Here is a 23,315-nt window from a genome sequence, read left to right as displayed (position 1 = left end):
CCTGATGACAACACGCAAAGACTGGGATACGTATTTTCTGGATATGGCCTATATGGCTTCGACAAGATCGCGCTGTGGCCGCAGACATGTAGGGGCCGTACTCGTTCAAGGGAAGAAGCTGCTCGGTGCAGCCTATAACGGAGCGCCAATGGGTGTGCCGGATTGCTCCGAAGCTGGCTGCATGCTGGTAGAGGAGTACGAATTGGCCGATAAGGACGGAGCTGAACAGGTTGTAAAGAAGCAGCGCTGCATCCGTACGATTCATGCTGAACAGAATCTTCTGCTGTTCACGGACCCGAAGGATCGTGAGCGTTCGGTTGTTTATGTGACAGATCAGCCCTGCTGGACCTGCGCTAATATGCTGGCTAACAGCGGTATTAGCGAAATCGTGTACCATAGGCCTTACCCGAAGGACGGCGAAAAGGTTAAATCCTTAATGCAACAAAAAGGGATTACCTTCCGTCGGCTGGAAACGTACGAGCCCCCGGTTGGAACGGTGACGGATGTACAGCATTAAAGTATAATTGCAGCGTGCTGACTGCTCCATAATCCGCGAACCATTTGTTCTAAATATATGAAAATTTATCCTTGAGGAAGAACCTCTTCACGCAATCGTAACGACTTGCGGGAGAGGTTCTTTTTGTTGTAGCTGGAAAGGGGGACACTTGTGAACCGTCGGCCTGTGGTTGCAGCGGCGCTGCTATGGGCAGCGGGTTATGTGCTTGCATACAACGTTCAATTGGATTGGCTGTCCATGTACGTCAGTCTATTTACGGGAATTGCTGCAATTGGGATTTGGTTTATGCGTATGCCAGGCAGGACTGCTATGTGCAGCTTACTTATAATTGTGATTGCTGCGGGTTATTATGAAGATTATGACCGTCATAATAAGACTAAATTGTCTATTTTCGTACAGGCAGCTGAGGAGCAAAAAGAGATTCCTTATGAGGTAGAAGGTCTGATAACTACAAAGGTTGATGTGGATGGAGATAAAGCTTCCTTTACCGTTCGCTCGGATCGTGATGAGGGTGAGCTGATTGCAGTATCCGTAAAGCTGCTAAGCAAGAAAGAACAGGACATCGCTCTCACTTGGCAGCGGGGGGATCAGATTGGCTTGAAGGGGGCCTTACAACTGCCGGGAGAGGCACGAAATTTCGGGGGCTTTGATTATCGCAGCTTTTTGCGGTTCAAGCATATTCATTGGCAGCTACTTGTGAAAGGAGCGGATCAGGTTAAATTGGCCCAATCCAATCGATGGACCTGGGACACTGTAATGAGGTGGAATGATCAATTTAGAGAAATGCTTGGGGAGGGAATTGGCAGGATTTTTCCAGGGAATCAAACGGGATTTATGAAGAGCATGCTGATTGGAGTGACGGATGATATGGATCCGCTGCAATTTCAGCAGTTTTCACAGCTCGGTTTGACTCATATTTTAGCGGTATCTGGTTTAAACGTAGCTATATTTTTGGCATGTTTATTATGGCTGATGCGTAGACTGCGGTTCACTAGAGAGACCTATTTGCTTACGGCTATCAGTTTGATGCCTTTTTATATTGCAGTAACGGGTGCGTCTCCGTCTATTATACGGGCAGGTTTAATGGCGATGATAGCGTTGTATGCTGCATATAGGCATACTCTCAGGGATGGACTGCACACAGTGCTGCTGGTAGGACTCGGGATGTTGATATGGGAGCCTTATTTTATGTTGGATGTAAGCTTTCAACTGTCCTTTTTAGTAACCATTGGGCTAATCATAGGTGTGCCGCCTGTTAACAGTCTTTTACCAATCCGCTCTACGGTCTGGAAAAATGCTGTTTCAATCACGCTTGTAGCGCAATGCATTTCATTTCCGGTTTCTATTTATTATTTCAATCAGTTTTCGTTGCTGTCATTCCTCGCTAACTTCTTCCTTGTGCCTGTGTTCAGTATGGTGACCATGCCGGGCGGAACAGCAGCTCTAATCCTAGGTTTCGCCTATGTGCCTGCTGGTAAAGTCGTTGCATGGCTAATAGCCTGGATAAACAGCCGGATATTTGATCTGGTTGACATGTCGAGTCGGTGGGATTGGTTTCAGACTATTTGGCCTACACCTGACATCGGATGGATTATTTGCTACTATGCAAGCTGGACAGCCATAGTTTGGTTTTTGCTCCAAATAAAGCGCAAAAAGAACGTGAAGCAAGGTCCAATGCTGTCGCTTGATCAATCCAGAAAGAGCAGCCATGAAATGCGAATACCAAATGGCGCTTCAATAGTTGGTTTGCCTATCTGTATTCTTTCGCTCTTGCTGCTGCTTGCCATCGCCTATAAGCCTGAGCTGTGGAACCGTGAAGGGAAGGTTGATTTTATCGATGTTGGGCAGGGGGACAGCATCATTATTACACCTCCTCATAGCCGTGAGGTTATATTAGTGGATGGAGGGGGCACAATTTCATTTCGCAAACCGGGAGATGAGTGGAAGCAGCGGAAAGATCCCTATGAGGTTGGCCGGAAGCTGCTGGTCCCATTGCTGAAGAAACGGGGCATTCAACGGATTGATTATTTGATCGTCACTCACCAAGATGCGGATCACATTGGAGGATTGCAAGCAGTAATAGAGCAAATACCGGTAAACAAGCTTATTTTCAATGGAACTTTCAAGCCGGGGCCTGGGGCGGAGAAGCTGTTCCAAACTGCTCTGAACAAGCAGGTCAAGCTGGTTAAGGCTTATGCAGGAGATAGGCTTCAGGCAAATTCCGAAACGATTCTGCATGTGCTGGTCCCCGTGGCCCGAGAAGGTGCTGGAGAGCTGCGGCTGGAAAAGGAGCAGAACGCGGAATCGGTTGTTTTTATGATGGAAATGTCGGGGACCAGGTGGCTATTTACCGGAGATATGGATCAGGCTTCAGAAGCAGCCGTATTACGTATGTTTGAGACAAATCGGAATCAAATAACAATCCCAAATTTTACAGCGCAAGCATACAGCACCTCCACTGCCCCGATTTCGCGGACCGCCGCTGCTGCAACTGCAAACATAGATGTGTTAAAGATTGCTCATCACGGCAGTAAAACTTCAACAGGCACAGCCTGGCTTGATTTCTGGAAGCCTCGTATGGCGGTTATTAGCGTAGGCTTATACAACTCGTATGGTCATCCAAACCCCCAAGTTCTTGGACGTTTGGAGGAGCGGGATATGAGCATTTTGCGGACGGATAGGAACGGTGAGGTCCAGATGAAAGTCAAAGACGGTAAGATTCAAATTCGTACAAAGTTGAAAAGGAACGATGATTAAGTTCTTAATTTAAGTCTCACATTCTATTTTGCCGCTGAAGCGAAGGACGAAATAATAAATGCCATAAATCCGCCCATGACTTCTTTTTGGGAGCTGGATGTCGTTGGGAACGGGTGACTCGAATGGACGGCTCATTTGCGGGATAAGCAGCTGTTTCTATACTATTACTCTTCATTGTATCGATTGGATTCGCCAGTTCTGCTGCTGCGGCAGCTTCAACTTGAACATGAGCAAGCTCTTCCAACTGGCGCTCTAATTCGGTCACACGGTGATAGAGCTTGGCATTCTCTTGTCGAAGCTCCTTAATAAGCTCGTGCAGTAGCTTCATTGTGAGCTTCGGAAGTTTAGTTTGATCGGGATGTTCTGAAAGTGTGGCATCTTGTTTTACATACTTATTTTGATTATGGGAATCCGGCGAGATCTGAAGCATTAATTCCTCATTAAGAATCACTTTTTGCATCGCGGGACTGGCCTCCTTTAATAATGAATTTGACGGTGAGATGTGAGTTTCATAGTATAGTTTCATAGTAAGGCAATGGTTCCAAGGATACTGTCGAAGCTCGCTGTCAAAATTGGCTAATTTATTGTACACGTATATTCCTTGAATAATCATAGGACATCTGTTATATTTCCTGATGTGAGTCTCCTAGGAGAACTCATGGGTGGGTGAGGGTTATAATTAAGAAGGATATGTGTTATGACATCAATGAAACGTTGGAAAGCTGTCTGGCTTGTATTGCTAGGCGCAGCTTCATACGGCATTCTATCAACATTGGTTAAGCTTGGTTATCAGAACGGGTTTACGCCAGCAGAGATTACAGGAAGTCAGAATTTGTTTGGATTTATCATGTTATGGTTGATTTGTTTGCCCCAGCTTCGCAAAATGAAAGGAATTACATTCGGAACGGTTCTGAAACTAATGTTTAGCGGAGCCTTTACAGGCTTGACAGGGTATTTTTATTATCTATCTTTACAGGTTCTGGATGCTTCGTTTGCGGTGCTGCTGTTATTTCAATTTACATGGATGGGAATGCTGCTAGGGTGGCTATTGGATAAAAAAGCACCTAACCGCTTTCAATGGTTGGCCATGATTTTTGTTTTAATTGGCACACTGCTATCCTCTGGCGTTCTTTCCGGGTCATGGGAGGGCGTTCATCTGGGTGGCGTTGCTCTTGGGTTATTAGCCGCGGTTTGCTACACGTTGTTTATTTGCTTCAGTGGCCGGGTTGCTACTCAATTTCCTCCATTGGTGCGCAGCACCTGGGTCGTGTCTGGAGCCATGACGATTGTACTTATTTTGATGCCCCCACAATTTTTATGGAACGGTTCGTTGGATAAGGGACTATGGTTTTGGGCTTTCCTGATGAGTTTGTTCGGTTTGATTTTGCCATCGTATTTTTTAGCTAAAGGAGCACCTTTTATTGAAACCGGATTAGCCTCTGTGCTTGGGGCGGTCGAACTGCCTGTTGTAATTGTATGCTCAGCACTGCTTCTCCAAGAAAGACAAGGCCCCTTGCAATGGATGGGAATCATTATTATAATAATTGGCATTTTTGTTTCCGAAAAAAAGACAGGCGGATCGCTTGCAAAAGTATCTGTAAACCCAAAAGGATAAACAATAATCAAAAAAAGAAGTGGCGGTATGTGGAGGCAAGCTATACTGGTGTTCCTATGCCTGGTATTCCTTTGTACTACTGGTTATAAGGCGACGTATGCTGCCGAATCGCAACCGAAGCCCAAAACATCAGCTGACTTCAGTGACCTCAAGGATATGGATGCTGCAATCAAGGTGAAAATAGACAGCTGGTTAGCTAAAGGATATATTGAGGGAATTTCGGAGGATCAGTTCGGAGTAAATGAGCCGATAAGTCGGGCCGAGTTTGCAAAGATTATTGCTCTTTCACTGAGATTAAAGATAGATCCTACTTGAATACGTCGAGTTTTAATGATGTATCGGTTAAGGATTCGGTATACGTGTATGCTATTCCTTATATAGAAGCTGCCAGAAGAGCGAACATTACCGATGGAATAGGTAATAAACTGTTCAATCCTGACGGAATACTGACTAGGGAACAGTTAGCGATATTTGTGATTCGCGGCTTAAATAAAGATGCGGATGCAGGGGAAACTATGGGAGTGGCCGATGAAACGGTTTCTCCATATGCCAAACAATATGTCGCTTTATTTATGAATTTGCTTCCTTTTCTACGTTCTGATGGGCCTTTTAATGGTACGTTACCTGCCAATCGTCGAATGCTACTGCTAAGTCTGGATTATCTCACAATAACGATTTGTGGCTGCGGTCCTTCGACCAAGCAAGTGGAGAGCAGCATGTAACAGTTTTGATTTTAAAAAACGGAAGAGTTGTCCCAAAGGCCATCTTGGGACAGTCCAACCAACACTTTAACCTGTGGTCGACCGACGTCATGCACGTCAACAGCGCGAGGGAACTGCACGCGTGCCTTGAATATAGAGTTGCAAAAGAACCCTCAATTCCACTTTGATAGCTGGAGTGGATTTGAAGGTTCTTTTTGCACATTTATAGGACTCCATCACTAGGATGTACCCTTTTGAGGCAGCACCTACTTGAGTCTTCTCAGTGAAAGGCAGAGATGTGATCGCTTTCCAACACGTGCTAAGTTCGGGTTTGGGCGTTTGGAGTTTGGATTGGTTAGGTCATTGCATCGCTGCCTAGCGAACTTCACGGGAGCGTCGACCCGACGCAAATATCAGGAAAATGTCAGGTTAATTACTGCGAAAAATAACGTTCCTGGCCCTATAGCTGGAATTTCTCATGCTAATTCTAAGGATTTTGGCTGATATCATCAGAATCACCTATATTACATGGAGCTTTTCCAGTTAGATTGATTTCAAACGATATCCAGGCTGAATTAACATGAGGATTTCCATCTATCTCATTTCTTTCGTGACCCGGTTGATATCCTGTTCTCCTCTAGAATGAAAAAAGGATTGATCAAGTCCAATATTCTCCATAAAGAGAAAAAAGTGTGCTTGGAAAGAAGATATGAGTAAAATTTCGGACTTACGATGAAACGAGAGACTTGAACGTGCCCAAGGTACTGAAGCTGATTTTCCATCGAGATAGTAAAGGAATAATAGAAAGTGATATTAAAGTAAAGAGCTACCCTTAAGTTGCTTAGCAACTTAAGGGCAGCTCTTTCGTATAAACTCTAAATGATATCAAACATCCCGCTATAGTTAGCCGATTCACGGTACTAGTATAATGCTTTATCAATAGAGAAGCTTTGACCGCTCCATGCTTTCTGAGCTGTCCATGCAGCTTCTCCTTGCCAGAAAGGATCATCTGCAGGCAAGCCAAGAGGTAAAAATACCGCTGCGCACAAATATAAGCTGCCAGTCGATATATACGTTTCACCGACCTCAGGCTGGTGGCCGCAGAAGCCGATGGTCAGCCAGCCATTCTCATCGAAGGTGCCAGGCGCTTCAATCATTCGGCGTATGACCGCCGTCAAAGCACAGCGTACCTGAGCTGGCTCCAGGCTGGCTTCAAGCTGATGCTGAAGGGCTACCTGACTCAGCAGTTGAAAAGCTCCGAAGCGATAGGCTAGTGAACGGCCGACTGCCGGGAACGTGCCTTCAGGCGAGATCAGGCGTTCCTGCTGAGTCGCGTAGCGTTGTGCTCGCTTAGTTACATTCTCTTTCATTCCAGCCCAGAAGGAATCTTCATGGCCTAGTGTATTAATGATATCAACCAGCATAGGTTGAATTACGAAGCTGTTATAGTAATCCGCGTGGAAGTCAGGGCCATCGCCATATATGCCGTCGCCTTTATACCAAAGCTCATGCTGCCTGAGAGCATAATCAACACGCATACGGTCCCAGTCTGTTCCTGCGCGGTACAAAGCAGCCTCAATCATTGCTGAAAACAACAGCCAGTTATTGTACCCTGGCTTTCGTGTCCGCGTTGCCTTCAATGCGTTAACAACATTATGCTGAACCCGAGGGTCAAGCTTATCCCAAAGCTCTTGCGGAGCGCGTAGAATCGCATGGGCTAGAAAAGCCGCATCTACAATGGGCTGATACCCCTCTGAAAAATTCATAAAGTCCGGGGAGGATGGATCCGTTCCTGCATCGATAGACTGGCGCGCCCATTCCGCATAATGCTCGCGCAAACGGCCCTCTTCACCTTCACGGCTTCCTGTTTCAAGCCAAGGAGCCATTCCTGTCAGAAGTCTGCCCAGTGCTTCTAAATGAGTGAATAGGGGACGGTCATCCATTTTTCCCTCAATAGGCATGGAGTCTTTTAAATTGCGGTTTGATAAATGATGAAGTACAGGCTGGGCAATTCTGCTCAGTGTATCAATCCAATATATGCGGTCTTCATTAGCTTGCGGCATGCAAGTTCCCTCCCGAATGTTTCGACAATAAAAGCTTCTTTTGACCATTTTATAACAAAATCAGACAGGAATCACTAGTGAACTTAACAATTATATTTGTGTAAATCTCCTTAGTTCTACAACTAGCGACATTTAATAAGTATTTGCCAATATGCTCCGTATATGTACCTTCTACTAAAAATTTGATATTCTAATAGAATAGTTAATATTAAAATGATTATATGAGTTGAAAATAGAGTGCAACATTATTGAATGAAGCAACGTTTATAAGGTTGCAAGAGAGGGGGATCTCAGTGGTAGCGCCAGAACTGATAAAGGCTGCCCAGTCGGGCGATCGCGACGCTCTAATTACCCTACTGCGAGAAATTGAAAATCATGTGTACCGGACTGCTTATTACATTCTGGGAAATGAGCAGGACGCTATGGATGCGGCACAGGAAGCATTAATACGTATTTATTCCAAAATTAATTCCTACGAAGAGAAAGCTCAGTTTAAAACATGGGTACAGCGGATTGTTACCAATTTATGCATTGATAAGTTCCGACGGACTAAGCCCACCGTTTCTATAGAACAACATGAGCTGAATTTTACTGCAAATAAAACAGTTGAAGATGAGGTTATGTCTGCGTATATTGCCCAAGATATTAGAGAGGCAATTGATAAGCTGCCGGAACATCATCGATCGGTCGTTGTGCTGCGGTATTTGCAGGATTTTTCCTACAACGAAATTGCCGAATCATTAGATTTGCCCATCAACACAGTCAAGTCTTATTTATTTAGGGCAAGGCAGCAATTACAAACGTTATTGCAGGATTACAAAAAGACCCGAAGCGATGTCATTCGCGGCTGAGCGGGAAATACCATTTTTGAATAGCCGTTCATGAATAATGGGGATTCTTGTTACTATGCTTCGTTATTGTATATGTCAGTTGTTGAATCGATCAGAAAGGTAGTGTGCGGGGATGAAGTGTCAAGAGGTGATCGAACTCATGCAGAGATACCTCGATCAGGATCTCGATGAAATGGAATATAATCAGATGCTAGGACATATGCAGCAATGCTCGGAATGCACGGAGCTGTTCCAACGGCTGGTTGCATTGTCTCATGAATTAGAGCAGCTGCCTAAAGTCACTCCGGCTTATAGTTTAGTAGATGCGATTATGCCTAAGCTGCAGCTTATTGATATGGGGATGCCTGTAGATGACGTTCCGTTGTCGGGGCACGCAGCGGCTCCTATTGCAGCTGATGCGAAGCTCGAAGAGGATAACAAGTCGGGTACAGAACTAGTCAGTTGGCGTAAACGGATGCGTGGGCTGGTTTCCACACGAATTGTGGGCGGGGTAGTGGCCGCAGGTCTGGTTCTCGGATTTTTCGTCTTTGAACAGCAGCAGCAGAGCAGCAGTATGAAAAACGCTGATGGGCTACTCTCCACCTCTGGTACAGCGCAGCAAGATTCAGCGAATCAGCCTAAATCAGTGAATACAGATAAAAAGTCTGCAATCTCAGAATCCAAGTCCGATTCGCCGGCTGCAAGCTCGGCCAAGATTCCAGCGTCTCCAACTAACAAAGAAGTAAGCAAAGCGGATGATTCTGCTAAGAATGCCGCGAATACGGGATCAGATCCTAAGAAAGAAGCTTCTGTGCCGACGGAAGATAAGAGCAATAACGCGCAGCAGGGAATTCAGTCTCCGACCAAGGTTACGAGTGATGGAGGTAGTATTCAGAATAATACTGGAGCAGCTAAGGAGGTTCCGGTACAGTCAGGCAAGGCTGAACAGGAAGCAGCGGCTGCTCAGCCTCAAGAAAAACAAGTCACGGCCATTGATCAGTACTCCCGTGCTTCTGAGCCATTAGGTGGTGTTCCAGAAGCTAACAACTCGGCCCAACAGGCTGTGCCTCCAGTAGATGCAGCAGGTGGTTCAGACGCACACTCTTCAATGGCAATGGATTCGACTCCCAAGATATCACCAACTGTTCCTCCGGCGGCTTTAAAACAGGCTCCTGAGCAGCCTAAAGCAGGATTTGCCGGACCCAATCCACAGCCTAATGTAACGGGTCTAACGGATGATATGGGAACTTCCAACTTGAGAAGCTCCGTAGCCAATACATTCCCTTCTCCGGATGGGGTCTATACAGCTTTAGTTAATAGCGAACGACATGTTGTAATCGCAGATCAGCAGGGCAAAACAGTATTTACTACTAATCGTTCTGTTGCTGAGAAGGATGTTGTCACTTTAGTGAAGTGGGAATCAGGAAGTATGCTGACTTATCAGATTAGTAATGACTCAGGAAAGACAATTTATGTCGTTAATGTGACAGAAAAGACAGATGTGAAAAAATAACCTGCTGTTTTATCAAAAAGAATTCACGTTCGCAGTTATTACTGCGTATGATAAACTACATTTCTTAAACGAGCTTCGTCGTATGACCATGTGAAGGCAGGTTTCTAGAGCCTATCTTCATGTGTTTATATAGATGGGTACCGTGCAAAGAGGTTACGTTGAAACCGTACGGTTTTGACGTAATCTCTTTGTTGTTGTTATAATATCAGAAAGCTAAGAACCGAAGGTTCGTTTTCTGATATTGCAACAAAAATTACCGCTAAAACACGAATGTATCTACGTCGAATAATCTTCGATCATAAATTTTTGTTATAATGTCAGAAAGTAAGGTCGATTCGGAGAATCGCTTTCTGACATTGCAACAAAACCAACCTTTAAAGCGCGGTCGCACATCCTTGAATTGCATCGTTTGAGGTTTTGTTATAATGTCAGAAAGTAAGGTCGATTCGTAGAATCGCTTTTTTTGATGAAATCGCAGTTGGGAAGAGGCTGAGCCTAAAATGGATTACAAATCAACATTAAAGCAAATTCAAAAGGGTATATTTGCCCCTATCTACATATGTTACGGCGCTGAAAGCTATTTGATTCAAGAGCTGATCCATAAGCTGACGAACCAACTCATCGACCCAGAACACAGAGCTTTTGCAGTTTCCAAGTATGATTTGACGGAAACCTCCGTGGATACCGTTATAGAAGAAGCGGAGACGCTTCCATTTATGGTTCCCAGCAAGCTGGTTATAGCGTCGAATGCACTATTTCTGACGGGTGCCAAAGAGAGCACCAAGGTGGAGCATAGGCTGGAGAGGTTAACCGATTATATGAAGTCGCCAGCCGATTTTACGGTTCTGGTGTTAACGGTAAGCGCGGATAAGCTTGATGAACGTAAAAAACTGGTGAAGTCGCTCAAGGAATCCGATTATCTGGTACCGTGCGCAACGCTGTCTGCCGATGAGTTGACCCAATGGGTTAAGCAGGGGGCGGAGAAGGCGGGGTTTACCTTTGCGCCGGGAGTGGAAGAGCAGTTTATTTTGTACACTGGTACAAGCCTGAATGCATTGTCCAGTGAGCTGGAGAAATGCGCGCTGTTTGCAGGGCGGGGGGGCGTTATTACAGCAGACGCTTTGGATCAGCTGGTGACGCGAAGCATTGAGCAAAATATATTTATACTGATTGAGCATATCGTGCAGCTGCAGCTCGAAAAAGCCTTTACTATGCTATCGGAGCTGCTGAGACGGAAGGAAGAACCGATCAAGATTATGGCGCTGATTGCCAGACAATTCCGCATCATGTTTCAAGTGAAGGATTTGCAGCAGCAGGGTTATTCTCAGCAGCAAATGGCATCGCAGCTGGGACTGCATCCTTATGCTGTTAAGATTGCCTCGGGGCAATCGAATCGATTCGAGTTAAAGCGATTGGCTGATATTTTGGGACAGCTGGCTGACCTGGACTATCAGATGAAGAGCGGGAAGATCGATAAAGCGCTGGGTTTGGAAATGTTTTTGCTGCGGTTGATTGCTTAAACTTAGACAGGACAGCTGAACAACAAAAAAAGGACCGTTTCCCCAAGAGGAAATCGATCCTTTTTTTCGCATTACGCCTGAGCAGAAATCAGGTTCAGCTTTTTCGCTAAGCGAGATTTTTTGCGGGCAGCGGCATTTTTATGGATTAAACCTTTGGTCGCTGCTTTATCCAGCTTTTTGCTGGCAGTGACTAGGGCTGCTTTTGCAGTGTCCACATTGCTGCTGGCTGCAGCAGTTTCAAAACTTTTTACTGCAGTGCGAAGAGCGGATTTGTGAGATGCATTGATCATACGACGCTTTTCATTTACTTTTACTCTTTTAATTGCGGATTTAATGTTCGGCATTGACGTTCACCTCCTACTACAACTTACATTAAAGCATATAGTTTTCATTTTGTTGACAACTCTAGATATTCTAACACGCCATATATCAAAATGCAATAGAGTCGCTAAGACGGTTCTAACAATACTTTGCATAAGCCGCTTTGCTTTATCACACACTAAATAAGCATGCTTATGCTGAAAGGAGATGGCACGATGGATTTAAGCAATTATTCCGTTCGGACCGACCTGGCTTTAGAGGCTCATAATCTGGCCTCCCCAGCCGGTGAAGTAATTCCCGGCGTACTTACGTCATCGGAAAATATAGATGGCATTCGGATCAGTAAAACCGACATAACCTCCCAGGAGGGAGCCCTTGCTATAGGCAAGCTCCCTGGTCATTATATCACAATAGAGGTACCGGAATTACGGAAGAAGGACAGTAATCTGCAGGACAGGGTTGCTACGGTGTTTGCAAGGGAGTTCGAAGCTTTTTTAGCCAAGCTGAACATAAGCCCGATGGGGAAGGTACTTATAATAGGGTTAGGCAACTGGAATGTGACACCCGATGCATTAGGTCCGATAGTTGTAGAAAATGTAATGGTCACCCGTCATTATTTTGAACTGATGCCTGGTGAGGTGAGTCCTGGATATCGTCCGGTTAGTGCCGTTGCTCCCGGTGTATTGGGAACGACTGGAATCGAGACAGGAGAAATAGTACAAGGAATCGTGGAGAAGTCAAAACCGGATTTAGTTATTGCTATCGATGCGCTCGCTTCGAGATCACTTGAAAGGGTTAATACAACCATTCAAATTGCGGATACAGGAATTCATCCGGGATCCGGTATTGGAAACAAGCGGAAAGGCCTAACAGTTGATACATTAGGAGTACCTGTCATTGCAATTGGCGTACCGACGGTAGTGTATGCCTCTACTATCGTCAATAACACGATTGATATGATGCGGACGCACTTTCAACAGCAAACCGCCAATACGGCACAAATTCTTGGGCTTCTGGATGATATGGAGGAGCAGGAGAGGCTTGAGCTGGTAAGGGAAGTGCTAAGCCCCATTGGTCATGACCTGCTTGTTACACCAAAGGAAATTGACGAGTTCATCGAAGATGTCGCTAATATCATCGCGAGCGGTCTGAATGCAGCCTTACATGAGGCAGTGGATGTAGATAATGTATCGGCCTACACCCATTAATTACAGCTTGTACAAAAAAAGCATTAATCCGACTGTATGTGCAGCCGTGATTAATGCCTTTTTATTTGTATGCAGCTTCAGGTTTGAAAACGTCTAATCAATTGGGTCAAGTCCTCGGCCATGTGAGAAAGATGTGAAGAGGATGTAGCGACTTCCTCCATGGAGGCAAGCTGTTGTTGCGTTGCTGCGGAAACATTTTGCGCACCAGCTGCAGTGCCTTCTGTTATCGCTACGATTTCTCCGATTGCGGTTACTATCTGCTCGCTATTTTGCGAAATCAGCTGCAGTGACCCGTAAACGTTATTGATGCGCACATTTACTTCGCCAACCGCTGAAGAAATTTCCTCGAACGAACTTCCGGCAAATTGAACGGCTTCCAATCCTGCAGTTATTCCTGCAGCTACTTCGGTCATGCTTTTCGCCGCGGCTGCTGTTTCCTCCTGCACGGTTAAAATAATTTGCTCAACCTGTTGAGAAGAATGTGAGCTCTGTTCAGCCAGCTTACGGACCTCAGTAGCAACTACAGCGAAGCCTTTGCCGTTTTCACCGGCTCTTGCAGCTTCTATGCCAGCATTTAGCGCCAAAAGGTTGGTCTGGACGGCTATCGTAGTTATGACCTTGTTCATTTCTCCGATTTCATTGGATCGCTGAACTAAACGTTGAATGACCGCACTCATTTTATCGATCGTTTTATGGATAGAATCCATTTGTTGAATGGCGGATTGAACGGTCTTGCTCCCAGCAGTCGCTGTTTGTGAAGCTTTCATAGACGCTCCAACTACATGATTGGTGTGCTCGGAAATTTGATTAACGCTCTCACTCATTGTATTTACGGCTTCAGCTGTTTCATTTACACTGCGGACTTGCTTTTCGCTGTCTGAGGCCATGATCTGAATGGTTTCGGCAATATGCTGTGTCGCTTGACTTGTTTGCTCTGCGCTGGCTGTTAGCTGCTCTGTTGAAGCAGACACTTGAATGGCATGATCTCCAACCTCATGGATAATTTGTTGTAAACTTTTGATCATTTCACCGAAGCTTGCGCTTAATCTGCCGATCTCATCTCTAGAATCAATACGGATGTTTACAGTTAAATCGCCTTGGGCAACTTTTTCTGTAGCTTCTACCAGCCTTGAGATTGGTTTGGTAAGCATACGCGTTATCACGAAGACGGACAATGAACCGATCAGGACAGCAAGAGGCAAAACAAAGATCAGGATACGGATATCTTTAGCTATCGTGTCCTGTAGTAAATCACTTAGTACAGCCATCTCGCGCCTGTTAGATTCATTTATCGAGTCGATGGTGCTGAATAGTAATTTTTTATGCTGATCGCTTTCGTCATCGAGCTTTTTATAGGTGGTTTTGAGCTCAGCGAAGGATAGGGCATTACGTTTATTAAATACCGCTTCGATTTTGTCGAAAACAGCCAGGTACGCATCGGTCGATGTTTTCAATTGAGCGGCCCACTTTTTCTCCTCATCCGTATTCACACTTTCTGTCAGCGCTTTCAATTGTTTTTTGATACTTTCTGTTTCTTCGCGGTAATTTTGGATCGATTCCTGATTCTCATTAATGATTAGATCGGCTTGGTGGCTGTATAGAATTCCAATTGTGCTCTCAAACCGTAATGCCAGCTTCTCGTCCTCTGAGCTTGCAAGCTGTTTTTTGGACATCTCGTTTATCGTGTTCAATTCGGTGTAGTTATACGCGACGATCCCCCCAAAGAGCAAGATTAACAGGCCAAAGCTCAAAAGTAATTTCCATTTCAAAGACAAGTTTTTCATAGAGGTCCCCCCGGATTTTTAATGATTATAGTCTTTAAGAAAACTATCGGAATATAGCAAATAAAGTATTAGATGAGTTTGGTTCTATCTTCTAGTAAATACTCATAGATTTGATACTAGCGGTCGGTGGTCAATTATTTCGGTAGATAGTCTGATAGATGGCTCAGCCTTATGCTTACGAAGTAAGTTTTCTAACGAAAACTCTCAGGAGGAATGCGCATGAAATGGACAGCAGTGACTATTAATGTGAACAAATATCGTAAAGCTGGACAGGATTTGGGTATTTATTTTCGGGTAATAACGGCTCTTGTGACAGGTTGTTTGCTGTTTTTTATAGCACTTGGATTGCTTGGGTATGCTCAAACGAAAATGAATAATTCCGCACCTGTCTCATCTATGAAGGGGTTAGCTTCGTCGGTATCGAGTCGTTTTTTTATGGATATGATGGGAATGGAAGTGCCTTATATGCAGACAGACCGTCAGACGTTTACGTTTTCACAGTCCAATGTATCTGGATTTCTATTTTCTTTGCTCACAGACTTGAATTGGAAGGACCCGAAAACTTTCATAGCCAGAGAAATGCCGGGTTTGGCTCAAGACCGCTCGGTAGTATTGCGAAGCAGCTCAGCTACAGGTGAGGATGGGCCGGAGGATTATGGTCCGAAGGGGGATGTCATTCCGAAGAATGGCGAAGGCGGTGAAGGCTCTATAACAGCGAATCCGACGGCTCCACCTGAAACGAACGATACGACGCATGGGCCTCAAATCCCGACTGCACAGCCTCCGAGGATGGCGGGACGTAATGTGGCCTTCATCTATCAATCCCATAATCAGGAGTCCTATTTACCGGAGCTTGATGGGGTGAAGGATCCCGATAAAGCTTATGATCCGAAAAAAAATGTAACGTTAGTGGGTCTGAGACTGGCGCAAATGCTGGAGAAGGAAGGTATAGGAGCCGTTCATTCGGATAAAAACTATCCGGCTATCGAGAAAAGCTTCAATTACTATTATTCTTATAAATACTCTCTCAAAACATTGCAAGAAGCCAGTGCCTCCCATCCGGATCTGAAATTTTATTTTGATATTCATAGAGATTCACAGCGGAGGAGCAAGACGACCGTTGAGATAAACGGCAAAGATTATGCGCAAGTCTACTTTGTTATTGGCGGTAAAAATGCGAATTGGAAAGAAAACGAACAATTTGCTTCAGATATCCATCACGCACTGGAAAGCAAATATCCGGGTATTTCTAAAGGCTCCTTTGCTAAAGCGGCAGAAGGGAACGGGGTGTATAATCAAAATTTTTCGCCCAATAGTGTGCTGATAGAGGTTGGAGGCGTGGACAATTCCTTGGAGGAATGCTACAGAACCGTTGACCTGTTGGCTGAGGCTATTTCAGAAGTGGTGCTTAATGTGCAAAAAGTGGATGGAACACCTGCCGGAGCCAAAGACGGTAAAAAGCAAAATTAAAGAAGACTATTTGGAAAAAAAGAACGAATTCGTTCTGGGGGCGCTTAAGGGATGAGAAATAATTTTTATATCAAGCTGCTGCTGATAGTGCTGGGAATGGGATTTTGTATCTTTTTCGGGGTTGACTTAGCTACTCGCGGTGTTGAGCGCATTCAGGGACCGATTGTAAAAGCCGCTCCTGAGTCAGGCGGCGTCCGTTTATGGCCGCAAGCGGAGAAGCCTCAGGATTCGAAAGCGGGTGGCGGAACAGTGGGACCGAACGGAAGCAAGGCTGCCGGTACAGCTGGAACGACACAGGCAGCAGAAGGAAAAGGAAAAAAAGAGCCCAAGGAGGAAACGGAGCCAAAAGCTGAAATAAACGAAACCTCGGGCATTGCCAGGCTTGGGAATAAAGTCGGGGAGCTGCTGCAAATTATTGCCTACCATGGGATCCGCCTCGTCGTTTCCTTGTTCGAAATGGTTACCGGATAACCTTGCATTGATGCCTTCACTCACAACTGCTATAATTAGAGGTATTGTAAATTTGTAGGTTAGTGAGGGTCAGCGCAAATGGATATTCTAGCCAGACAGAAAAAGATTAGGAACTTTTCAATTATTGCTCACATCGACCATGGAAAATCGACGCTGGCAGACCGAATACTTGAATATACGGGAGCACTCTCCTCGCGCGAAATGCAAGAGCAGGTGTTGGATCAAATGGATCTGGAACGCGAGCGGGGCATTACCATCAAGCTGCAGGCCGTTCGCTTAAGTTACCGTGCGGATGACGGAGAAGATTATATTTTGAATTTAATCGATACGCCTGGGCATGTCGATTTCACGTATGAGGTATCCCGCAGCCTTGCAGCCTGTGAAGGCGCACTGCTTGTGGTTGATGCGGCGCAAGGAATCGAGGCACAAACGTTAGCTAACGTATACCTTGCACTCGACAACAACCTGGAAATATTGCCGGTCATTAATAAAATCGATCTGCCTAGTGCAGACCCTGAGCGGGTTAAGCAGGAGATTGAGGATGTAATTGGGCTCGACACGAGCCAGGCGGTATTAGCTTCCGCCAAGGCAGGGATTGGGATCAAGGAAATCATAGAGCAGGTGGTCAAGCTTGTTCCGGCTCCAACGGGAGATCCAAGCAAGCCGCTTAAAGCGCTAATATTCGATTCTCATTATGATCCCTACAAAGGTGTAATCGTCTACGTGCGTGTTATTGACGGCTCCATCAAGTCGGGTTCCAAAATCAAGTTCATGGCTACGGAAAAAGTGTTCGATGTTATTGAGGTCGGTGCTTTTAAACCACGGATGTCAACCGTAGACTCGCTTGAAATTGGAGATGTTGGCTTCATCGTTGCCGGAATAAAAAACGTTGGCGATACGCGTGTCGGGGATACCGTTACCGATGCCAAAAATCCGGCGCCTGAAGCGCTGCCGGGTTACCGTAAAATCAACCCTATGGTGTTCTGCGGACTTTATCCGATTGAAACTAGCGACTATAACGACCTGCGTGAAGCTTTGGAAAAGCTGCAGTTGAACGATGCTTCACTTAGCTTCGAACCAGAGACTTCTACTGCGTTAGGCTTTGGTTTCCGCTGCGGATTCCTCGGTCTGCTGCATATGGATGTTATTCAGGAACGGATAGAACGTGAGTTCAACATCGATCTGATTACTACCGCACCAAGCGTTGTGTTTAAAGTAACGCAAACAAATGGCGAGGTATTGAGCATCGAGAATCCGTCGCTATTTCCGGAGCCTGGTAAAATCGACTTCGTAGAGGAGCCTTACGTAAAGGCTGCTGTTATTGTCCCTAATGATTTTGTTGGAGCCATCATGGAGCTTTGCCAAGGCAAGCGCGGCGAATTTATCAATATGGAATATTTGGATACAACACGTGTAACCTTGACTTATGATATTCCGCTGTCCGAAATCGTTTACGATTTCTTTGATCAACTAAAGTCAAGTACCAAAGGTTATGCTTCATTCGATTATGAGCTGTCAGGCTATAAGAAATCCAATCTTGTCAAAATGGATATTATGCTGAACAGCGAGCAGGTCGATGCTCTTTCGTTTATCGTTCACCGTGATCGGGCTTACCATCGCGGAAAAATTATTTGCGAGAAGCTGAAGGATCTAATTCCGCGCCAAATGTTCGAGGTGCCGATCCAAGCGGCGATTGGCCAAAAAATCGTATCGAGGGAAACCGTTAAAGCGATGCGCAAAAATGTATTAGCCAAATGCTACGGCGGCGATATTTCGAGAAAAAGGAAACTGTTGGATAAGCAAAAGGAAGGCAAGAAGCGAATGAAGCAGGTCGGCAGTGTTGAAGTGCCTCAGGAAGCGTTCATGGCCGTATTGAAGCTTGACGATTAGAAAAATAAATCATGAGCAGGTGCGTGCAACTGACGCACCTGCTTTTATGTCACGTTAAGAAAGATAACAGGGAGGAATGTTAACGATGATCCACAGAAATGAAACACCCGCTGCGGTATATATCCACATTCCGTTTTGTACAAACAAATGCCATTACTGTGACTTTAACTCCTATGTATTAAAAGGCCAACCAGTCATGGATTATTTGGATGCGTTGGAGCGGGAGATGGAAAGGACCGTTCAGCTCGTACCGCCGCAGCAGATCGAAACTATTTTTGTTGGCGGTGGAACACCTACCGTACTTCTGCCGGATCAGATGGAAAGCTTCTTGAAGCGAGTACGCACCTACTTTCCGAATCCATCGGCTGAACTCGAGTTTTCGATGGAAGCTAATCCGGGGACAACCGATAAGGAGAAGCTTCAGGCCATGAAGGAAGGCGGCGTCAATCGGATCAGCTTCGGGGTACAGTCGTTTGACAATGCTTTATTGGAAGGGATAGGCCGGATCCACAATACGGATGACGTGTACAGGAGTATCGAAAATGCACGAAGCGTTGGTTTTACGAATATGTCCATCGATTTGATGTTTGGACTTCCGAATCAGACGGTTGAAGTAATGAACGATACCCTTGATAAAGCGCTGGCGCTTGACTTGAAGCATTACTCCATTTATGGCTTGAAGGTGGAAGAGCATACGTTGTTTCATTCGCTTTATCAAAAAAATCAACTGCCTCTTCCGGACGAAGATGAAGAAGTGGAAATGTTCCTTTTAATTATGAAGCGTTTGAGGCAGGCCGGGTACGAACAGTACGAGATCAGCAACTTCGCTAAGCCAGGCTATGAGAGCCGGCATAACAGCATGTATTGGTTGAATCGGAGTTACTACGGTTTAGGGGCCGGTGCTCACGGGTATATGTATGGAAAGAGACATGTCAATATTAAAGGCGTACAGCCTTATATCGATGCGACCCTCCATGGACTGCCGCTGCTGGAGCAATATGAAATCAGCGAGCAGGATGCAATGGAGGACTTCATGATGGTCGGCTTGCGGATGCTGTGTGGAGTGAAGCGAGCTGATTTCAGCAAACAATTCGGCAGGGAGCTGGAAGCTGTCTTTGGCAATCCTCTGAGCAAACTTTTGGAACGAAAGCTGCTGGAGGTAACAGAGGAAGGCTACAAGCTGTCGGAGAATGGGCTGCTGCTTGGTAACGAAGTGTTTGGAGAGTTTGTAAGCCTGACAGCCGAATAAATTTTATATTGAATTATTTATACGTTTTGTTGTATATTTATTCATATAAATTGAATTTACGACATGAAATGGTGGGTTTTCTATGACAGTAACGTGCAGAAAAGCAAATGAGCAGGATATCGAGACGCTGTATACTATTATTCAAGGCTATGCAGAGCAAGGGATCATGCTGCCCCGAACGAGGGAAACATTAGCCGAGCAAATCGATACTTTTGTTGTCGCTGTTATAGATGACCAATTCGTTGGCTGCGGTTCCTTAACGCGGCTCGGCCAAGATCTGGTTGAAATTCGCTCTCTTGGAGTAACTGAAGGACATAAAGGATTGGGCATCGGCAATGCAATCGTAGATTTTCTTGTAGAGGAAGCTAGACAACAGGGAATTCCAAAGGTAATGGCATTAACCTATGCGGTTAATTTCTTTGAAAGAAATGGTTTTTCTGTTGTTCAGAAAGAAATTTTCCCCGAGAAGGTATGGAAGGATTGTATTCATTGCAAAAAGAGAGATTGCTGTGATGAGATAGCGGTATTAAAAATGGTAGATCCAATCGGTGTTGCAGCTTCGGGCAGCTAGCCGTCAGAAGTATAAATGAATCGGTCTCTTGATTAAATATCAGGGAGACCGATTTTTGCTTTTCTTGATGATGGGGTGAACAAGGGCAGCCGCTCGAAAATTGCAGTATTGTAGCGGTAGTTTAACTTGACACAGACCGTTGGGTCTGTTATTTTTGTAATATGAATTAGCACTCGTCAGATTGGAGTGCTAACGACAAACAAACAGAAGCTTTTAATTCAACATAATGAATGACTGTGGATGGGGGGTATGTTCATGTTGACAGAACGCCAACGCCATATTTTAAGTGCCATTGTAGACGATTATATTCGCTCCGCCGAGCCGGTTGGCTCGCGCAGCATATCCAAACGGGGCAATGTAGGGTTCAGCCCGGCAACCATTCGTAATGAAATGTCCGACTTGGAGGAAATGGGCTTCCTGGAGCAGCCGCATACTTCTGCAGGCCGAATTCCGTCCCATAAGGGATATCGGTATTATGTGGACCACCTGGTTACTTTCGGGGGTCTTGGACAGCATGAGATTGACGTGCTTAAATTATTTTTTGCTGAGAAAATGCAAGAGATGGAGCAGGTCATCCAGCAGGTTGCGATGATTTTGTCGAATCTTACTAATTATACATCTATTGTAATGGGACCTGAAATGTTCGGCACTACACTGCGTCACCTGCAGCTCGTTCCTCTGAATGAGCGAACCGCAGTTGCCATTGTAGTTACTAATAGCGGCCAGGTAGAGAACAAGACTGTGTCGATTCCCGAAGGTATACCTATGTCGGAAATTGAGAAAGTTGTAAACCTGCTTAACGCCCGACTCAAGAATGTACCGCTGCTTCAATTCAAATCAAAGCTGTTTACAGAGATTGGCGAGGAAATGCGCAGCTGTATATCCGGGTATGAGGAAATTCTCACCATGCTCAACGGCGTTATTGATCAAGGCGAAGAGGACCGGATTTTCTTGGGTGGAACGACGAATATGCTGACACAGCCGGAATTTCAGGATATGGAGAAGGTCAAGAATATACTTGATTTACTCGCAGAGACACCGACGCTTGCCAAGCTTTTCACGGGCGCTTCCACAGGTATACAGGTGCGAATAGGCAGTGAGAACACGATGGCCGCCATCAATGATTGCAGCTTGATAACCGCATCTTATACTTTTGAAGGCAAGCATCTGGGAACGATTGGTATTCTGGGTCCGACCCGTATGGATTATGGCAAGGTTATCCATTTGTTGGATCATTTGTCCAAGGATATGACGCTGGTGCTGGAGCGATGGTATAAATGAATTCAATGAAGCCAGTGTCGCATGAAGGTGATGACACGTATGCCACATTGCTCAATAATGCAGGTGCAATTCGTGCGATCTGCTCCGCAGTCGAAGGTACGCTTGGACCCAAAGGTTTGGATACGATGCTTGTCGGCGGACAGGGTGAAGTCATCATTACTAATGATGGCGTGACCATTCTTGAGAAGATGGATGTCACTCATCCGGCTGCACGCCTGCTTATACAGGTCGCGCGTTCTCAACAGCAGCAGGTAGGCGACGGTACAACGACAGCCACCGTGCTGGCTGGGGCTATTGTTGCTGAAGGGGTTGCACAGGTGACGCGCGGAGTGCCGGTAGCGAAGGTCGTCAAGGGCATTCAAGAAGGGGTGGCGACGGCGCTGGCTTCATTAGCCAAACGCAGCCGCAGGATCGAAGGATTTAAGGATCCTCTGCTGTACAGGGTCGGCTACATTGCCGGTCGTGAGCATGCAGATTTGGCTGAGCTGATATTGGAAGGCGCGAAGCGCCTAGGTATTCACAAGCTGCAGGAGGAAAGCTTCCGATTTGCGGATGTTGTGATTTCACACAGTCGCGCAATCAGCGAAGTATGGCCGGGGCTTCTGATTCAGAAGAAGCCGGTTAACGCACAGCTGGACTTTCCACCGGATTCAGCTTCGGTGCTTGTCTTTCAGGATGCTTTCGAGCCGGAGACGATCGATGAGGAAGCGCTCATGACGGAAGCCGGCTTTCAGAAGCAGATGCAGCTGAAGGAGCAGTTCCGACAGTGGCTCGACAAGCTGGTCGAGCTGCGAGTAGGGCTTGTAATCGCCGACCGGGGCGTTAACGCGGAGGCGGAGCAGTTCTGCACCGACCATGGTATCATGGTCGTACAGCGGGTCCCTCGCCACGATCTGCGACTCGTGTGCGAATACACGGGCGCGCGGCCGATCCGCCGCAGCGGGCTGCGCAAGCCTGCCGCCGAGCTGGCAGGCTATCTCGGCTTCGCTGGGCGCGTATCGTATGACGAGCGTCTCGAATGCGTCCGCATGGCCGAAGGCAAGGGCCGGACGCAGGTGACGATCGTCGTCGGCGCCAGCACGAGCGAGGTCGTTGGCGAGCGACTGCGCATCGCCAAGGATGCGGCTTCCGCCGTGCAGGCTGCGCTGCGCGGCGGGTGCTTGCCCGGCGGCGGCGCAGCCGAGATGGCCGCCGCATACGATCTGGATCGTCACCGCGAGACGATCCAGGGCATGGAGGGCTTCGGCGTTGCAGCCGTAGCCCAAGCGCTGCGCAAGCCGCTCGCACAGATTGTAGTCAATGCCGGCTACAATCCGCTCGAGAAGGTCGAGGAAGTGAAGGCTGCGCAAATTGCAGCCGGCTCGGATTCTCTCGGCATTGATTGCGACACCGGCTATTTGGTTGATATGCTGGAGCACGGCGTGGTTGACCCTGCCCAGGTGAAGCTGCATGCGCTGCAGGCTGCCGGGGAAGTTGCCGCGGCGGTGCTGCGGATTCATACAGTAATTAAGATGAAGCAGCCTCGTACGGAAGAATAACGGGGTTGTGGTTAGA

General features: G+C 46.2%; 20 protein-coding genes. 16 read left to right on the top strand and 4 right to left on the bottom strand.

The genetic code is table 11. From position 1 onward, the window contains the following. The first annotated feature begins 4 nt into the window (after positions 1-4). Positions 5-517: a deoxycytidylate deaminase gene (locus ACFQ0C_RS38365; RefSeq protein WP_258213073.1), complete on the top strand. Its 513-nt coding sequence runs from the start codon at positions 5-7 to the stop codon at positions 515-517. Positions 518-667: 150 nt separating this feature from the next. After that, the gene (locus tag ACFQ0C_RS38360) at positions 668-3,274 is read left to right on the top strand and encodes a DNA internalization-related competence protein ComEC/Rec2 (protein ID WP_379375116.1); all 2,607 of its coding nucleotides are present in this window, start codon (positions 668-670) and stop codon (positions 3,272-3,274) included. A 16-nt stretch (positions 3,275-3,290) separates the two neighbouring features. Here ACFQ0C_RS38360 and ACFQ0C_RS38355 read toward each other — a convergent pair whose 3' ends face one another. Continuing rightward, positions 3,291-3,734 (bottom strand): hypothetical protein, encoded by a 444-nt coding sequence (locus ACFQ0C_RS38355; protein WP_379375114.1) that lies wholly within the window; start codon positions 3,732-3,734, stop codon positions 3,291-3,293. A gap of 237 nt (positions 3,735-3,971) precedes the next feature. Between ACFQ0C_RS38355 and ACFQ0C_RS38350 the strand changes: the two genes are divergently transcribed. From ACFQ0C_RS38350 to ACFQ0C_RS38340, 3 genes are read left to right on the top strand one after another with little or no spacing between them, the layout of a single operon-like run. Then, a complete protein-coding gene (locus ACFQ0C_RS38350; RefSeq protein ID WP_379375112.1) occupies positions 3,972-4,889 on the top strand; it encodes an EamA family transporter in 918 nt (305 codons plus the stop codon). 27 nt (positions 4,890-4,916) lie between these two features. Continuing rightward, entirely contained in the window at positions 4,917-5,204 is a 288-nt protein-coding gene (locus tag ACFQ0C_RS38345) for an S-layer homology domain-containing protein (protein WP_379375110.1), read from the top strand. Then, entirely contained in the window at positions 5,201-5,611 is a 411-nt protein-coding gene (locus ACFQ0C_RS38340; protein ID WP_379375108.1) for an S-layer homology domain-containing protein, read from the top strand. Before ACFQ0C_RS38345 ends, ACFQ0C_RS38340 begins: the two co-directional genes overlap by 4 nt. A gap of 899 nt (positions 5,612-6,510) precedes the next feature. Here the strand turns inward: ACFQ0C_RS38340 and ACFQ0C_RS38335 are convergent. Continuing rightward, entirely contained in the window at positions 6,511-7,653 is a 1,143-nt protein-coding gene (locus ACFQ0C_RS38335; RefSeq protein WP_379375106.1) for a DUF2264 domain-containing protein, read from the bottom strand. Between the two features lie 293 nt (positions 7,654-7,946). Between ACFQ0C_RS38335 and ACFQ0C_RS38330 the strand changes: the two genes are divergently transcribed. The 3 genes from ACFQ0C_RS38330 to holA all read left to right on the top strand — a co-directional run bounded on the left by ACFQ0C_RS38330 (position 7,947) and on the right by holA (position 11,516). Then, positions 7,947-8,504 (top strand): RNA polymerase sigma factor, encoded by a 558-nt coding sequence (locus tag ACFQ0C_RS38330; RefSeq protein WP_258213067.1) that lies wholly within the window; start codon positions 7,947-7,949, stop codon positions 8,502-8,504. A 112-nt stretch (positions 8,505-8,616) separates the two neighbouring features. Beyond that, positions 8,617-9,996, top strand: a complete 1,380-nt coding sequence (locus ACFQ0C_RS38325) for an anti-sigma factor family protein (protein ID WP_379375103.1) — start codon at positions 8,617-8,619, stop codon at positions 9,994-9,996. A 500-nt stretch (positions 9,997-10,496) separates the two neighbouring features. Next, a complete protein-coding gene (gene holA, locus ACFQ0C_RS38320; RefSeq protein WP_258213065.1) occupies positions 10,497-11,516 on the top strand; it encodes a DNA polymerase III subunit delta in 1,020 nt (339 codons plus the stop codon). Between the two features lie 71 nt (positions 11,517-11,587). On the opposite strand, the gene rpsT is transcribed toward holA, so the two are convergent. Next, a complete protein-coding gene (rpsT, locus tag ACFQ0C_RS38315; protein ID WP_258213064.1) occupies positions 11,588-11,860 on the bottom strand; it encodes a 30S ribosomal protein S20 in 273 nt (90 codons plus the stop codon). A 192-nt stretch (positions 11,861-12,052) separates the two neighbouring features. Between rpsT and gpr the strand changes: the two genes are divergently transcribed. Then, entirely contained in the window at positions 12,053-13,045 is a 993-nt protein-coding gene (gene gpr / locus ACFQ0C_RS38310; RefSeq protein WP_379375100.1) for a GPR endopeptidase, read from the top strand. Between the two features lie 77 nt (positions 13,046-13,122). On the opposite strand, the gene ACFQ0C_RS38305 is transcribed toward gpr, so the two are convergent. Then, positions 13,123-14,829, bottom strand: coding sequence for a methyl-accepting chemotaxis protein (locus tag ACFQ0C_RS38305; protein WP_379375098.1), 1,707 nt, complete (start codon positions 14,827-14,829; stop codon positions 13,123-13,125). Between the two features lie 219 nt (positions 14,830-15,048). On the opposite strand from ACFQ0C_RS38305, the gene ACFQ0C_RS38300 reads away from it, so the two are divergent. From ACFQ0C_RS38300 to ACFQ0C_RS38270, 7 genes are all read left to right on the top strand, one after another. Beyond that, the gene (locus tag ACFQ0C_RS38300) at positions 15,049-16,299 is read left to right on the top strand and encodes a stage II sporulation protein P (RefSeq protein ID WP_379375096.1); all 1,251 of its coding nucleotides are present in this window, start codon (positions 15,049-15,051) and stop codon (positions 16,297-16,299) included. Between the two features lie 51 nt (positions 16,300-16,350). Continuing rightward, on the top strand, positions 16,351-16,770 hold the full coding sequence (locus ACFQ0C_RS38295) for a hypothetical protein (RefSeq protein WP_379375094.1): 420 nt from the start codon (positions 16,351-16,353) through the stop codon (positions 16,768-16,770). 78 nt (positions 16,771-16,848) lie between these two features. Beyond that, complete coding sequence (lepA, locus tag ACFQ0C_RS38290; RefSeq protein ID WP_379375092.1) at positions 16,849-18,660, top strand: translation elongation factor 4; 1,812 nt, start codon at positions 16,849-16,851, stop codon at positions 18,658-18,660. Between the two features lie 85 nt (positions 18,661-18,745). Then, positions 18,746-19,909, top strand: coding sequence for a radical SAM family heme chaperone HemW (gene hemW / locus ACFQ0C_RS38285; RefSeq protein ID WP_379375090.1), 1,164 nt, complete (start codon positions 18,746-18,748; stop codon positions 19,907-19,909). Positions 19,910-19,991: 82 nt separating this feature from the next. After that, positions 19,992-20,480 carry an N-acetyltransferase gene (locus ACFQ0C_RS38280; protein WP_379375088.1) on the top strand — a complete coding sequence of 163 codons (489 nt, stop codon included), beginning with the start codon at positions 19,992-19,994 and terminating at the stop codon, positions 20,478-20,480. A gap of 255 nt (positions 20,481-20,735) precedes the next feature. After that, positions 20,736-21,761, top strand: a complete 1,026-nt coding sequence (gene hrcA, locus ACFQ0C_RS38275) for a heat-inducible transcriptional repressor HrcA (protein WP_258213056.1) — start codon at positions 20,736-20,738, stop codon at positions 21,759-21,761. Continuing rightward, complete coding sequence (locus tag ACFQ0C_RS38270) at positions 21,758-23,299, top strand: TCP-1/cpn60 chaperonin family protein (RefSeq protein WP_258213055.1); 1,542 nt, start codon at positions 21,758-21,760, stop codon at positions 23,297-23,299. The genes hrcA and ACFQ0C_RS38270 overlap by 4 nt, the downstream gene beginning before the upstream one ends. Positions 23,300-23,315: the final 16 nt, after the last annotated feature.

It is taken from the genome of Paenibacillus sp. GCM10027630, assembly GCF_042676305.1.
Classification (GTDB): domain Bacteria; phylum Bacillota; class Bacilli; order Paenibacillales; family NBRC-103111; genus Paenibacillus_S.
Note: the sequence above shows the minus strand (reverse complement) of the source record. Positions and strands in the feature narration are given on the sequence as shown.

Coding starts and splice junctions, on each gene's coding strand:
- ACFQ0C_RS38270 (WP_258213055.1), top strand. CDS start 21,758: ATGAATTCAATGAAGCCAGTGTCGCATGAAGGTGATGACACGTATGCC.
- ACFQ0C_RS38335 (WP_379375106.1), bottom strand. CDS start 7,653: ATGCCGCAAGCTAATGAAGACCGCATATATTGGATTGATACACTGAGC.
- ACFQ0C_RS38345 (WP_379375110.1), top strand. CDS start 4,917: ATGTGGAGGCAAGCTATACTGGTGTTCCTATGCCTGGTATTCCTTTGT.
- lepA (WP_379375092.1), top strand. CDS start 16,849: ATGGATATTCTAGCCAGACAGAAAAAGATTAGGAACTTTTCAATTATT.
- ACFQ0C_RS38355 (WP_379375114.1), bottom strand. CDS start 3,734: ATGCAAAAAGTGATTCTTAATGAGGAATTAATGCTTCAGATCTCGCCG.
- rpsT (WP_258213064.1), bottom strand. CDS start 11,860: ATGCCGAACATTAAATCCGCAATTAAAAGAGTAAAAGTAAATGAAAAG.
- holA (WP_258213065.1), top strand. CDS start 10,497: ATGGATTACAAATCAACATTAAAGCAAATTCAAAAGGGTATATTTGCC.
- ACFQ0C_RS38300 (WP_379375096.1), top strand. CDS start 15,049: ATGAAATGGACAGCAGTGACTATTAATGTGAACAAATATCGTAAAGCT.
- gpr (WP_379375100.1), top strand. CDS start 12,053: ATGGATTTAAGCAATTATTCCGTTCGGACCGACCTGGCTTTAGAGGCT.
- ACFQ0C_RS38280 (WP_379375088.1), top strand. CDS start 19,992: ATGACAGTAACGTGCAGAAAAGCAAATGAGCAGGATATCGAGACGCTG.
- ACFQ0C_RS38295 (WP_379375094.1), top strand. CDS start 16,351: ATGAGAAATAATTTTTATATCAAGCTGCTGCTGATAGTGCTGGGAATG.
- ACFQ0C_RS38350 (WP_379375112.1), top strand. CDS start 3,972: ATGACATCAATGAAACGTTGGAAAGCTGTCTGGCTTGTATTGCTAGGC.
- hemW (WP_379375090.1), top strand. CDS start 18,746: ATGATCCACAGAAATGAAACACCCGCTGCGGTATATATCCACATTCCG.
- ACFQ0C_RS38305 (WP_379375098.1), bottom strand. CDS start 14,829: ATGAAAAACTTGTCTTTGAAATGGAAATTACTTTTGAGCTTTGGCCTG.
- ACFQ0C_RS38325 (WP_379375103.1), top strand. CDS start 8,617: ATGAAGTGTCAAGAGGTGATCGAACTCATGCAGAGATACCTCGATCAG.
- hrcA (WP_258213056.1), top strand. CDS start 20,736: ATGTTGACAGAACGCCAACGCCATATTTTAAGTGCCATTGTAGACGAT.
- ACFQ0C_RS38365 (WP_258213073.1), top strand. CDS start 5: ATGACAACACGCAAAGACTGGGATACGTATTTTCTGGATATGGCCTAT.